General features: G+C 40.8%; 13 protein-coding genes. All 13 read right to left on the reverse strand.

Annotated features, from left to right (window positions below):
• Nucleotides 1–79: 79 nt before the first annotated feature.
• The 13 genes from FPL17_RS07120 to FPL17_RS07180 all read right to left on the reverse strand — a co-directional run bounded on the left by FPL17_RS07120 (nt 80) and on the right by FPL17_RS07180 (nt 13160).
• Nucleotides 80–1072, reverse strand: coding sequence for a putative solute-binding protein (locus FPL17_RS07120; RefSeq protein ID WP_151715817.1), 993 nt, complete (start codon nt 1070–1072; stop codon nt 80–82).
• Nucleotides 1073–1198: 126 nt separating this feature from the next.
• The gene (locus FPL17_RS07125) at nt 1199–1633 is read right to left on the reverse strand and encodes a PaaI family thioesterase (RefSeq protein ID WP_159884201.1); all 435 of its coding nucleotides are present in this window, start codon (nt 1631–1633) and stop codon (nt 1199–1201) included.
• A 63-nt stretch (nt 1634–1696) separates the two neighbouring features.
• The gene (locus FPL17_RS07130) at nt 1697–2680 is read right to left on the reverse strand and encodes a fatty acid desaturase family protein (RefSeq protein ID WP_159884203.1); all 984 of its coding nucleotides are present in this window, start codon (nt 2678–2680) and stop codon (nt 1697–1699) included.
• 120 nt (nt 2681–2800) lie between these two features.
• Complete coding sequence (locus tag FPL17_RS07135; protein WP_159884205.1) at nt 2801–3598, reverse strand: PaaX family transcriptional regulator; 798 nt, start codon at nt 3596–3598, stop codon at nt 2801–2803.
• Between the two features lie 100 nt (nt 3599–3698).
• Nucleotides 3699–4499: an undecaprenyl-diphosphate phosphatase gene (locus tag FPL17_RS07140; protein ID WP_004807892.1), complete on the reverse strand. Its 801-nt coding sequence runs from the start codon at nt 4497–4499 to the stop codon at nt 3699–3701.
• A gap of 127 nt (nt 4500–4626) precedes the next feature.
• A complete protein-coding gene (locus FPL17_RS07145; RefSeq protein ID WP_171067531.1) occupies nt 4627–6516 on the reverse strand; it encodes a M48 family metalloprotease in 1890 nt (629 codons plus the stop codon).
• A 100-nt stretch (nt 6517–6616) separates the two neighbouring features.
• Nucleotides 6617–8155, reverse strand: a complete 1539-nt coding sequence (purF, locus tag FPL17_RS07150) for an amidophosphoribosyltransferase (protein WP_005316269.1) — start codon at nt 8153–8155, stop codon at nt 6617–6619.
• 24 nt (nt 8156–8179) lie between these two features.
• Complete coding sequence (locus FPL17_RS07155) at nt 8180–8773, reverse strand: CvpA family protein (RefSeq protein WP_005189525.1); 594 nt, start codon at nt 8771–8773, stop codon at nt 8180–8182.
• A 1-nt stretch (nt 8774) separates the two neighbouring features.
• Nucleotides 8775–9782, reverse strand: coding sequence for a quinone-dependent dihydroorotate dehydrogenase (locus FPL17_RS07160; RefSeq protein WP_005211791.1), 1008 nt, complete (start codon nt 9780–9782; stop codon nt 8775–8777).
• Between the two features lie 88 nt (nt 9783–9870).
• On the reverse strand, nt 9871–10350 hold the full coding sequence (gene gspM / locus FPL17_RS07165) for a type II secretion system protein GspM (RefSeq protein WP_005189530.1): 480 nt from the start codon (nt 10348–10350) through the stop codon (nt 9871–9873).
• Nucleotides 10350–11489: a type II secretion system protein GspL gene (gene gspL / locus FPL17_RS07170; RefSeq protein ID WP_159884207.1), complete on the reverse strand. Its 1140-nt coding sequence runs from the start codon at nt 11487–11489 to the stop codon at nt 10350–10352. Before gspL ends, gspM begins: the two co-directional genes overlap by 1 nt.
• Before the next feature lie 40 nt (nt 11490–11529).
• Nucleotides 11530–11985, reverse strand: coding sequence for a SixA phosphatase family protein (locus FPL17_RS07175; RefSeq protein WP_005189535.1), 456 nt, complete (start codon nt 11983–11985; stop codon nt 11530–11532).
• A 101-nt stretch (nt 11986–12086) separates the two neighbouring features.
• Complete coding sequence (locus FPL17_RS07180) at nt 12087–13160, reverse strand: NAD(P)H-dependent glycerol-3-phosphate dehydrogenase (RefSeq protein ID WP_004807911.1); 1074 nt, start codon at nt 13158–13160, stop codon at nt 12087–12089.
• Nucleotides 13161–13208: the final 48 nt, after the last annotated feature.

Here is a 13208-nt window from a genome sequence, read left to right on the forward strand (position 1 = left end):
ACTAAATAGCATCATTCCATAAAAAACCCTCTAAATTACAATTAATAAAGAGGGTTCATTTATCGTTTTAAATCATGTTTTACTCATCATTGAGCGCACATTCAAAACTATTTGGATTTTGTTTACAACGAACCTTTTTCAAAAAGTTCATCATCTTAGGATCATAGATTCCTGCTTTGGTCAGTGAAATCCGTGCTTCACGCATCATTTTCATATAATTCACTTGTTCTTCAGGTGAAATATTCATCCAGTATTTGGCAGGAATTTCTTTTTCGTATTTTGAAATGATATTAAAAGTACGACCAAGTTGCCCAGCGACCCATTCACGAGATTTTTGCCCAAATCCTTCCGGAAACTTATCCTTTCGAATAATAAAATTTGCAGAAATTTGTGTCAGTGGGAATTTGACAATTCCACCTTTATCACCAAGACCTTTATAAAGCTCAAACGGCTTATAAGCAACAATTGGTGCGGGTACAATATCAATCTGATGGTTGTTAAATTTCGCACCTGCATTGGTCACATCGACAGAAACTGCTTGCGCACCCACTTGTGCAACCAATTTCGGTTGAGCTTCATCATAAGCAAAAACACCGACTTTCTTGCCTGCCGCCTTGGCTAAGGTATTAATACTCCGATCAGAAACAAACAAATACGCAGGACCAATCGTCCCTAGCCCCGCAATCTCATACGGACCATTGAGCATACTTTTTGCCGCTTGTGGTTTAGAGAGCAATTGATAAGCAAGAATCGCCGTTTTTAAATCCGTTAATGCGCCGATAGCATCCAATGAGCCAACATATTTATTGAATTGTCGACCACGTAATCCACTGATAATTGCACCATCACATTGTCCTACTTTTAAATCTTCTGCAGCAACACGCTCATCGACATAGGCACGCAAATCAATCTCTGCACCCCACTTTTTTGCTTCCAATGCATAGTCTTTTGCCAGTGCAAATGCATCACCCGATTTACCAACTGGATCAAACACACAAACCGTTTGCTTCGCCTGCGCTGTTGCAGCGAATCCGAATAATGCCAAAGCAATTAAACCATTTTTAATTATCATCTCTTTCTTCCCGATAAGACTTATTCCTTTATCACACTCGATTGGTAACAATTATCCTATGACGAGATTTTTATTTTTAACGGATTTACAGCCAATCATTCAATTGGCGCGAGTATTTTCAACGTTTTACCCGCCTAAGGTTGATGCTGAACTTTGTGGTAGTGCATAAGTTCCAATGACATGTGCAACAGGTTCCTCATCATCGAGTGAATATAACCAGACTTCTCCTGTGACCAAGGTTTTACCCACCTTAATTAACTTACAAACTGCACGAATATCTCGATTTCCATTGGGTTTGCGAAAAAAATTTATCGTCATATTGGTGGTGACTGCCATCGCAACCAACCCCAAATGTCCCATAATGGCGATGTAAAGCACATAGTCTGCAATCAGCATTAAGGTTGGGCCAGAAACGGTTTGACCTGGCCTTAAATCTCTCGCATCCACTTGGTACAGCAGTTGCGCCCCTTTGGGAGTAATCTCTTCAATCACACTCTTCTTGAGCGCCTGTGGAAACTCTTGCGCCAAAAACTCCATGATATCTTCTTTACTTGCAGCCATGTTCTCTCCAGTTATTGGTGTTGTAGTGGCTTTGATTCAAAACAGAAAGCCAAAATCCATTGCTTAATCCGCTTTGTCCGATAGCTCATTTAAGACTTGCCAATACGTCGGTGGCGCAGATACATGTCCACGTTCACGTAGCATCTGATGCATTCTCGGCAATTTAAAATAAGGTACCGCAGCCATCAAATGATGCTCTTTATGATAGTTAACATTGATCGGTGCAACCAAAGCTCGAGCAAGGTAACCCGCCTTGGTAGTACGGGTATTGGTTAAAGCACTATGACTGGTCTCCATTCCTGCATGCTCTGCCATTGAACGAACTCTGAGGAATAATGGAAATGGGGTCAAATATGCCACAACCCACAATGCATAAAGTTTAGGATGCCCCGCTGCCCACAACGCTGAAAATAGAGCAGCATTGGTTGCAATCGCACCGCCACTATTTTTTAAGAATGCTTTAGGATAATCAATCCAGTGTTTGCCTTCCTGAGAAATCCAGCGACGATCATTTGATACCGTCCACTCCATTTTTCCAATATCCATCAACACTCGACCAACTGCAAACTTGAATCCAGTTACACCTGAAAGATCACGCACAAATTTACGCATTAAGGATTTTTTTGTGGTTGGAAAACCGGTAACTAAGGATAAATCAGGATCATCGACCGTTGAGGTTTTACTATGATGGCGCATATGATGGGCACGGTATTTATGTAAATCATTCCAAATCGGACGCGCGCATAACCAATCGGTCAAGCTATCATTCAACCATTTGGTTTTAAATAAACTTTGATGGGAAGCATCATGCATGATGATCGCGAGTGCCAACTGACGACCAGCCAAAATCACTAAGGCTGCGACACACATCAGTAATTTACCCCAAGCAGGTAAATATTCCCAAGAACTGGCTACTGCGGCAAAAGTCCCGCCAATAACTGCCCATGTCGAAAACACAGCCCAACTACCATGCGCATCAGACTTGGCTGTTAACTCAGTAATTTCCTCTCGCGAGAATAAATCACTAATCACTACACGTGTATTCATATCCCTATCCTGCATTTGTTTTATTTTTAAAAATACATAATTTATATTTTTATTCTAAACTTAGTAATATTTCTGTCAATAAATTAAAATTTAAATTATTGTAATATTTGTAATGAATATTTACTCAAGACTACTTTCATAAAACTTCTGCCATACGTTCAATCCTGTCTGATCCAACTGTTGTACGCTCTGCGCAAATTGCTCGCGAAGCTGCACGTCAACAAAACCTTCTGGCAATAATGGATCATTCATCAATAAGGAAATGGTTTGTCGACCCAATAATAAAGACTCTCGCGCTGCGTCTTCCAAACTAAGCTGGTCGACAGTCGACAGCCATTTTTGAATCATTTGGCTATATTTTTCGTAGTTAAGATTTAAGGTTTGAGTGGGCCAAAGTGCGGGGATGAGCGCCAAAGTATGTGCATCAAAATGACCAATTTGACAGATCTTGGCACTATTTTCCAAGCCTGAAGCTTTTAACTCTGAAATAAGCTGGTCAAATGTAATGACCAAATTATCAGGACGTATATAAATGCCCTGCTCTAATTCTTTAAAGCCAAAATGCTTTAATGCTCTTTCACGACGATTTAATGCAGTACGATCAACCCGCCCAAGTTCACCTGTAAAAACAGCTAAATATTGATGTGCCCATACTTTGGTTTGTTTAATACCATGCTTACGATTGAGCATGACATTTGCCCATTCGTGTGATTGGATACTAAATTGGTACACCCCACGTTCAATCGCTTCAATCACGCCATCACTGGATAATCGAGTCACAGCAACACGAATGCTATTTTCACTGATTGCAAAAAGCCGCGCCGCAATAATGATTTGTTTAATTGAAATCGCTCGACCTTGAAGTCCTAACAGCAAATCAATAATTAAGTCTCGAGCATTCATTTTCGCTATTGTCATCGTGCTATCGAACCAGATCTGAAGGATTTAAAATAAAGAAAGGGAATTTTAACTGAGAATCTCCCTTTTCGCAGTTGCCAAAAGGGAGATGTTTTTATTTTTATAAAAAGACAAATAACAGAATAATACCCAGCACAATACGGTACCAAGCAAATACTCGTAAAGTATGACGCTCAACAAACTTTACCAATGCACTCACAACCAATAATGCAGAAATAAAGGCTGCTACAAAACCAACTGCAATATTTAGCATATTGTCTTGTGTCAATACGTCTGCATTTCGTGCCAAATCAAATACGGCCGCACCCAACATTGTCGGCATCGCCAAGAAGAACGAAAACTCTGTCGCTGCCTTACGAGATAAACCAGAGAACATCCCACCCACGATGGTCGCACCTGAACGTGAAGTCCCCGGAATCATCGCAACACATTGTGCACAACCCACCAAGAATGCTTGTTTATAAGTAATCTTGGTCGCATCTGTCGTTTTATGATCAAAATTCTTAGACTCGACCCAGAAGATAATCAAACCACCGACAATTAAAGCAACGGCAACCACAAGCGGGCTAAACAAAACGCTTTTAATAAAGTCAACCGCGAAAATACCAATCACGACTGCTGGAATAAAAGCGAGTAAGACACTAAAAGCAAAGTGCCGTGCTTCCGCATCCCCACTAAAGAAACCTTTGACCAAGTCAAAAATCTTTTGACGATACAACCAGCATACAGCCAAAATCGCACCAAGCTGAATAACAACTTCAAAAACACGACCATCATCTGAATGAAAGTCGATCATATGACCAAATAAAATCAAATGACCTGTGCTTGAAATGGGTAAGAATTCGGTAAGACCCTCAATAAAACCTAAAAATAAGGCTTTTAAAATTTCAATATGTTCCATAACTTACTCAAAAGTACGTAATACAAGAATAAAAATAAATGGCAAGCTTACCCTGAAAGCTGAGCATTTTATGTGATTGTCAGGTAACGTTTTCGCAAAAAGATTCAGACCAATACAGCAACTGCTCTTAAATAATCATCAAACTGTTTTTCTTTTGCATTTGTTCGACCACTTCATGGGTATCGAAACCTAAGCGCCAATACAAAAGCTCCAAAACATCTAATTCATCTTGGGTAATAATCCGATCGTTCCAGAGACATCTTTCAGCAATTGACAAGATATTGAGGCGGTCACGTAACAGCAAACCAGAGACATCATTTAAGATTTCTGCCAAGTCCAATGGCTCATCTGAAATATCTGCATAGGTTTGCATTTCATCTTCAGTTAAAAGCATCTGCAAGATACGTTCACGAACTTCGAGCTGGTTTGGACTATTAATTTGCTGTACATGCAGTAATGCATCGATCAAATGTACGATCTGAGATTTGACATCTTCAAAAGCCGCAGGCAAATGCGCAGGCATTAAATTCAGTTCCTGCTTTACGCGTTCCAATAACAATGCATCAAGTAAACCAACTTCGCCGTCTTCTTGAATAATACAAGCCAGCTTGGTTAGGAACTGACGCGCAATACTGGTTGGCATATGCCCAATATTTTTACAGGCATCATGGAAAATCTGAACATGGATACGACCATCCAGATTTAACAATGCATCGACAATCGCATGGCTGACAGGTGCTTCTTGCGGAATAAATTCACGGTACTGACGAATCATCAAAATCGCGACCATCACCTCACGAGAACCCGTGGCTGTCTGCATCGCGCGTTGAATCAACTCCGGTCGCTTTTTATTCTTACGGATTTCAGGATTAAGCGGTTTAATTGCATCATTCAAAGCAAAACTGATCGGGGATAAACGCAATAACGGCAACGGTTGAGGCGAACTCCATGGTATGGTCATATCCGCGCTTTCTTCCTCTAATGAGCGGAATAAGCTGAACAGTGGTCGATTACGAAGCTTACGTAGATTTTCTAATTGTAGATCTTGCAACAAAGTTGGATTTAATTCGTAAATTCGCTCTTTAATACTGGGATGAATATTCATCCAGCTCTGCGGACTCAGTGAGTTGGCAAAACACATATGTGAGATCGATTCAGAGTAGGCACTATGAATCTGGGAACCAGAATGATGCACATAAATCCGTAATAAGGTTTGCACATTGGCATTGTTATTCATCAAGTGCATAGTCTTGAGATCATTACGGAAAGTTCGACCACTTAAGGTGAGATATTTAATACAACGTGTAATTAAAATACCTAAGCTACCAATCAGCCAAATCACCCCACCAATTGCAACAAAGATGGTCTCAAACTTATTTCGGTAAGATGTTGCATAAGGATTATAGCCTGCTTGAGCAAGCTTACTACCCCACTGACTAAAGGTTGTTAAGCCACTATATAAAATTTTAAGCTTGGTATTTTCAACAGCTTCGCCAGATAAAATCTGATTAAACTCATAACTGAGTAAACCATAAAGCTCAAGTTCATCCAGATTCTGTAGTGCGCCCCAAGTGAGAATGATCACGATGTCTTGTGATCTAAAACCTGCAGTTAAAGCATTGACCCCAACCTCATCAGGTAACACATAGACTGCTGGGGTATCAATATTAAAACTTTTAGCAACCTGATCTACAACTTTTAATGCAGTACTTTCTTCAGGTGTACTTTCATCAAAAACTAAACGTCTTGCTTTCAACTGTTTTGCCAGTGAGTGACCGCCCTCACGTAATACATATAACTCTGCACCTACAGACCAAAACAAGACGAAAATAAGGACGACAATGAAATAAGGACTAAGAACATGCCACCAAATCGGCTGTGTATAATCAAAGAAATGAACGACTAAACCCAAAATTAAATTGAGAATAAAGACGGTTAATAACATTGCGATAAGGCAGAAACTGACTGACCATGCAATATTCTTATTTTCAATTAAATAATGGCTCATTTCTCTCAATGTAAGTTTTCCCGATTACATTGTTTCAGTTAAGTTTCCCGTACCCACTATCATAAAATAAAAAAGCGGGAAATTCCCGCTTTTCTATAGATTAAGATGATTACTCTTCTTTAATCCCTGTTAAATCAACTGATGCTGCATCAATATTGACATCGATATAGCCATCAGATTTACTTTTTGCAGCGTCACTACGTTTTTGCTCTAGTGCGTCAAGATATGCCTTATCAATACCACCAGCGACATAGACACCATCAAACACTGAGCAATCAAACTCAGTTAAATCAGGTACCTTGCTGGTACGAACCGCATTTTTCAAATCTTCCAAATCTTGGAAAATTAAACGGTCTGCACCGATGTTTTCACGGATTTCTTCGACTGTACGACCTGACGCAATCAACTCAGCCTTCGCAGGCATATCAATACCGTACACATTTGGATATTTCACCATTGGCGCAGCCGAAGCGAAGAATACTTTCTTCGCACCAGAATCACGTGCCATCTGGATAATTTCATTACATGTGGTACCACGAACAATTGAGTCATCGACCAACAGTACATTCTTGTCTTTAAACTCAAGTTCTACAGGGTTCAATTTTTGACGAACCGATTTTTTACGTTGCTGCTGACCCGGCATAATGAAGGTACGTCCGATATAACGGTTTTTCATAAAACCTTCACGGAATTTCACACCTAAAATATTTGCCAGCTCTAATGCAGAGGTACGACTGGTATCTGGAATTGGAATCACAACATCAATATCATGCTGTTCGCCCCATTCTTTCAAGATTTTATAAGCCAGCTTTTCACCCATTTTTAAACGGGCTTTATAAACTGAAATTCCATCAATAATGGCATCTGGACGAGCAAAATACACATATTCAAAAATACATGGACGGTATTCAGGATTCACAGCGCATTGTTTGGTAAACAACTGCCCTTCTGAATCAATAAAAATCGCTTCGCCTGGTGCGATATCACGTTCAACTTTGAAACCGAGTGCTGTAATCGCAACAGATTCGGAGGCAATGATATATTCAACACCTTGTTCAGTTTCACGAGAACCATACACCAAAGGACGAATCCCGTTCGGATCACGAAAACCAACTAAACCATGACCTGTAATCATCGCTACAACACCATAAGCCCCTTTACAACGCTCGTGTACGCGAGATACGGTGTGGAAAATATCATCCGGGCTTGGGTTTAAAGTTCTGATCTTCTGCAGCTCATGTGCGAAAACATTCAGTAAAACTTCTGAATCTGAATCAGTATTCATATGACGTAAATCTGTTTTAAACAGATCGTCATGAATTTCGGCAGCGTTGGTCAAGTTCCCATTATGAGCAAGCGTAATGCCATAAGGTGAGTTCACATAAAATGGTTGCGCTTCAGCACTGCTTGATGAACCAGCAGTTGGGTAACGAACGTGTCCGATCCCGTAGTTACCAAGCAATGCACGCATATGACGCGTATGGAATACATCACGTACCATACCGTTATCTTTGCGGAGGAATAAACGCCCTTGATGGCAGGTTACGATCCCTGCAGCATCTTGTCCTCGATGTTGCAGCATCGTTAAGGCATCAAATAACATTTGGTTCACTGGTGATTTACCGGCTATCCCAACAACTCCACACATAGCAACCTCGCGACAAGCTAGCGATTAATAAAAAGGATTTTTCGTCGAATGATCAGAACGCTGATCCACTGAAGCACGTTCTGACTGGTCCATTTCAGTCGAAGGGCGATGTAACAACGCGCCTTCCGATGTCATTTGATTTAAAGCTTGATTTGCTGCATCTTTGGACAATTCAGTTGCCAAAGGTGCATAAGGTAATAGAATTTGTACAAATTTAGACTGTTTCCAGTGCGGTGAACTCTCAACCCAAGGCCCTAAACCCTGCATTGCGATCAGTACAATCAGTAGTCCTTTGAGAGAACCAAATGCACCACCTGCTAAACGATTTAATGGGCCCAATTTCAGACTTTTCAAGAGCCCATTGAGTAATGCAGACACAATCCATGTACACACCACAATGATCAACACAATAAAGGCAAATGCTGCAATTTTTTGCACAACAGGGTCTTGGCTTAAACTGCTCATCGCAGGTGCCAAAACCACAGCGTATTTTGCCCCAACGATCAATGCGAATATCCATCCGATCAAGTTCGCAAAGGCTTTGATAAATCCTTGACGCAAACCGTTCAGCCCTCCAATGAGCAAGATGACCAGAATGATGATATCAAGCGTGTTCATTTCACACAGTCATCGCATCAACACAGTCTTTAACCAGTGTTGGGCCAGTATAAATGAGACCACTATACACTTGTACCAAGCTTGCACCCGCTTGTTGTTTTGCAATCGCCTGTTCGCCCGCTAAAATACCACCGACACCAATTAATGGAATCTGGCCCGCCAGTACTTCAGCAAACTGAGCTAAACATTCAGTACTCTTTTCAAATACAGGCGCGCCTGACAAACCACCTGCCTCATTTCCATTCGGCAAGTTTTCTACACCATCACGTCCTAATGTCGTATTGGTTACGATCAGGCCATCGATTTTGAATTGCAATAATTGTGCAGCAATGAATTGAATATCTTCTGCTGTTAAATCAGGTGCGACTTTAAGTACGAGAGGAACATAGTGATTATATTGGTTTGCCAGTTCGAGTTGACGCTCTTTTAAAGTTTGCAGCAACTCTGTCAGCGCATCGCCACTTTGGAGACTACGCAAATTTTTAGTATTTGGTGATGAAATATTAACAGTAATATAAGAAGCGTAATTATAAACTTTTTCAAGGCAGATGAGATAATCTGAAACCGCATCTTCAACAGGTGTATCCGCATTTTTGCCGATATTAATTCCCAAAACACCTTTAAACTTTGCAGCTTTTACATTTTCAATCAGTTTATCGACACCGTCATTATTAAAACCCATACGGTTAATAATCGCTTTTGCTTGAGGGATACGGAATAAACGTGGTTGAGGGTTGCCTGCTTGCGGGCGCGGCGTAATGGTTCCAATCTCGATAAAACCAAAACCGAGTGCAGCTAAAGCATCAATATGTGCACCATTTTTATCTAACCCAGCGGCAAGACCAACAGGATTTGGAAATTCAATCCCCATACAGGTCACAGGTTTCGCTGCAACTTTTTGATGCATAAAGCCGAGTTTATGGGCCTTATCTAGCATAGAGAGTGTCAGTTCATGTGCACGCTCTGGCGCTAAAGTAAACAACAAAGGGCGAGCCAATGAATATAACATACCAATCACAGTCTACTGATTTTCAAGTAGGCATATTATAGGCATAGGCGTATCAAAACACCATGCCTGACATAGGGTTTTTAATTGCTTACTGTACTGTTGCAGTTAATTTAATCTGATTATTGTTAGAGACCATATCCATTTTTTGAATACTGATGCCCATTTGAGACAGCTGCATCAAAAAATTAGCCAGTACAGCATAATTCTGATGTTCCGCAACAAGCTGAATCTGCTCACCATTTTGCTGTGAAGAAACAGCCAAACCCTGCTGTTGGGCCGTTCGCTGTATTTTATCTGCTGCAGTCAATCCCACATCATTTGCTGGCTTCATTGTCGCCGCATTACTCTGCATCCACACGGTTAGATCTTTTAATTCATTTAACCGTTTTTGTTGTTGATCTGCCAATGCATGCGTTTTCCACAAAGCGAAACCAATCACCGTCACAATGACAAAAATGGTGGTAAAAATCACCATCACTCGTTCACGAACAGATAAGCCTTGTAGATATTCATTTAACGCTTCAATTTTCTGATCAAAGCTATTTTGTAATCGTGTTAATGCTTTCATTATTTTACTTTTACCACCCCAATTGCGCCAACCGTATCCGCCTGAACATTGCCTAATTCAGCTTGGAAACCTTGTTGATTTAATTGTTGAGTTAATCCTTGTAAATCATCCGCAGATTTTGCTTTGAGTGACATAGCCAAAGTTGAAGCATCATAACTCACCTGCTGAGCAACGATTTGTTTTTGCATCAAAATTGGCCCAACGCGGCTTAACAGCGAAAGTGCTTGCGTATCGCCAAGTTGGCTCATACGTAATTGGCTTTCAAACTGGCTTTTAATATTTTGTTCGGTGACACGACTATTTTCACCAAACCAAGATTTATACTGCTCAATCGCTTGGCTTGCGGTTTGATCCGCAACTTTTTTCAGTTTTGACCAACGTAAAGCATCATAACCCAATTGCACCACAATCACAGCCAAGAGGACTGCGGCTGCAGCTTTCCAATAACCAGACCACTGCACTTCTGCATTTTTTGATTTAGGTAGAACATTAAATGGATGCTGTTTAGGCCTTAACAATTGTTCAAATTGATAACTGAATTCGATCCGCTGATCTTTACTCGATGCAGTCGCGAGGCTATCAAGTTGACTGGTATTCAGGTTGGCAAATTTATACTGTGTTTCTGCAGCCTGAAACTCTAGGAACAAACCTAAATCATCAACAGAGTTACCTGTCCATGCATTTTCTCTCACCAATAAGTGATCGTACAGGTTGAGCAACACCACTTGATTCGGTTCTGGTTCTGGTAAAATCAAAAAGTCTGGTAAAAATGCTGCTATCTGGATCGGCAAAAGACTCAGTGCATGTTGCCACGTTTCAATCGTAGATTGTGCAACACCCAAGATATTGAGTTGATCATTATGAAAATGATGTACAACCTTCATATGGTCAATCGGTAAGGTGACAAACTCTTCCAAGAGATATTTGATGCCCTCTTGCCCCAATTGTTTGTAATGCGCCTTGGTCATTGATTGTTGTAATAATTGCGCATTTCGGCTTGGAAAATAAACCACAGCCTCTTTTCCATGATGCTCTTGCAAGTCCTGAATCAACTGTTCAAGACTTTGTGCCTGCAACCAATTTTCCCCTGCCGACCAATACCATGTTCCATTGGTTTCGGGCATCCATATATACAGCATCGGTGTTCAGTACCCTTATCCTATTGCGGATATATAAAAATTATAATGTTGGTGTAAAACGATTCTTTTGTGTCGACAAACCATTCGCGATCACAGCTTGATCATAAATACGTGCTTCGGCCAATGCAAATGGATTAAAGCCTTCGTGTGTCAATTGTTCTTCAATATGTGCCACAACATTCATATGACACACCACTGCAATCGACTCATACGGTAATTTGGATAACCATTCAATCGCATCCTTGGCATCATCATCTGGCTTAATCTTATCGCAAATTAACACAGGAATGCCGTGAAAATGTGCCTTGATATGCGCCAAAGTTTCTTGAGCACGTAACAGTGGACTCACCACAAAAATCTCAGGTTGAATCACATCTTTTAAGAAATGTCCTGTTTGCTCAGCTTGTTGATGTCCACGTGGTGTAAGTGGACGCTGTATATCATTTCCATTGATGGCTGGAGATGCTTCACCGTGACGAACTAAAGTTAACTGCATAAAACGACCTTATTTTTTATAGCTGCATCATAACGCGAATAGATGACAGTTTTAATTAGGTCTGTTGATATTTCAAGCATGCATGAAATATCAACAGCCCCCTAGACTTCATGATGAGGTAAAACAAATTCCACATCACTGCGATGACCATTTTTCATCAAAGACAACGCAATGGTCATTGGTGGCGCACCTTCAAAAATCACATCATACAGCGCATTGGTAATTGGCATATATACATCTAGCTCTTCCGCTTTAGTTCGCACTTGGACGATTGTATTAATCCCTTCCGCAGTTTGACCGAGCTCCTTAGTCGCTTGATCCAGTGTTTTCCCAGAACCTAATGCGAAACCAATTTGATAGTTACGACTTAATGGACTGTTACAGGTGGCAAATAAATCTCCAACACCAGACAATCCCAAAAAGGTTAATGGATTTGCACCCTGTTTCACTGCAAAACGGCTCATCTCTGCCAACGCACGAGTGAGGATCATACTTTTGGTATTTTCACCAATTTTATAAGCCCCACCCATACCCATGGCAACTGCATAAATATTTTTTAACGCACCACCCAATTCAACACCATGCACATCGTCGCTACCAAACACGCGGAATAAAGCACTATGTAAAGCATGTTGCACCGCATAACGAACTAGTTCTGACTCACTGGCGATAACCGTTCCTGAAGGCATACCCGCCATGATTTCTTTGGCAAGATTTGGACCAGATAAAACACCGTACGGCACTTCTGGCAGTTCTGTGCGAATAATATCGCTCATAAAACTAAAGGTTTTTGCTTCAATGCCTTTGGTCAATGAAACCACAGCCTGGGAAGTAATAAACGGCGCAATCTGTTTGAGTACATCACGGAATGAATGGCTTGGAATGGCAACCAAAATAATATCACGATCACGTACAGCAAGCTCTAGGTCAGCCACTGCACGCAAAGCAGGTTCCAATGGATAATCAGGTAAATAGCGTTTATTGATATGCGTTTGATTAATTTCTTCCGCAACAGCAGCATCACGAATCCAAATCATGGTATCGCAACCATTTCTGGTCGCTAAATTTGCCATCGCTGTACCAAAACTACCACCGCCCAAGACCGTAATTCTTAATGCTGTTTTCTGATCTACGGCAACTGGCTCAACTAAATCACTAAAATTTAACTCTGTCATTTTTTATCCTGAAACGAATTTCTTTCTTTAATCATGCAAAACAAAGCT

Source organism: Acinetobacter dispersus (assembly GCF_009884975.1).
Taxonomy (GTDB): Bacteria; Pseudomonadota; Gammaproteobacteria; order Pseudomonadales; family Moraxellaceae; genus Acinetobacter; species Acinetobacter dispersus.

What these genes read in the sequence shown, in the direction of transcription:
- FPL17_RS07120 (WP_151715817.1), bottom strand. Translation starts at nt 1,072, where the DNA reads ATGATAATTAAAAATGGTTTAATTGCTTTGGCATTATTCGGATTCGCT.
- FPL17_RS07125 (WP_159884201.1), bottom strand. Translation starts at nt 1,633, where the DNA reads ATGGCTGCAAGTAAAGAAGATATCATGGAGTTTTTGGCGCAAGAGTTT.
- FPL17_RS07130 (WP_159884203.1), bottom strand. Translation starts at nt 2,680, where the DNA reads ATGAATACACGTGTAGTGATTAGTGATTTATTCTCGCGAGAGGAAATT.
- FPL17_RS07135 (WP_159884205.1), bottom strand. Translation starts at nt 3,598, where the DNA reads ATGACAATAGCGAAAATGAATGCTCGAGACTTAATTATTGATTTGCTG.
- FPL17_RS07140 (WP_004807892.1), bottom strand. Translation starts at nt 4,499, where the DNA reads ATGGAACATATTGAAATTTTAAAAGCCTTATTTTTAGGTTTTATTGAG.
- purF (WP_005316269.1), bottom strand. Translation starts at nt 8,155, where the DNA reads ATGTGTGGAGTTGTTGGGATAGCCGGTAAATCACCAGTGAACCAAATG.
- FPL17_RS07155 (WP_005189525.1), bottom strand. Translation starts at nt 8,773, where the DNA reads ATGAACACGCTTGATATCATCATTCTGGTCATCTTGCTCATTGGAGGG.
- FPL17_RS07160 (WP_005211791.1), bottom strand. Translation starts at nt 9,782, where the DNA reads ATGTTATATTCATTGGCTCGCCCTTTGTTGTTTACTTTAGCGCCAGAG.
- gspM (WP_005189530.1), bottom strand. Translation starts at nt 10,350, where the DNA reads ATGAAAGCATTAACACGATTACAAAATAGCTTTGATCAGAAAATTGAA.
- gspL (WP_159884207.1), bottom strand. Translation starts at nt 11,489, where the DNA reads ATGCTGTATATATGGATGCCCGAAACCAATGGAACATGGTATTGGTCG.
- FPL17_RS07175 (WP_005189535.1), bottom strand. Translation starts at nt 11,985, where the DNA reads ATGCAGTTAACTTTAGTTCGTCACGGTGAAGCATCTCCAGCCATCAAT.
- FPL17_RS07180 (WP_004807911.1), bottom strand. Translation starts at nt 13,160, where the DNA reads ATGACAGAGTTAAATTTTAGTGATTTAGTTGAGCCAGTTGCCGTAGAT.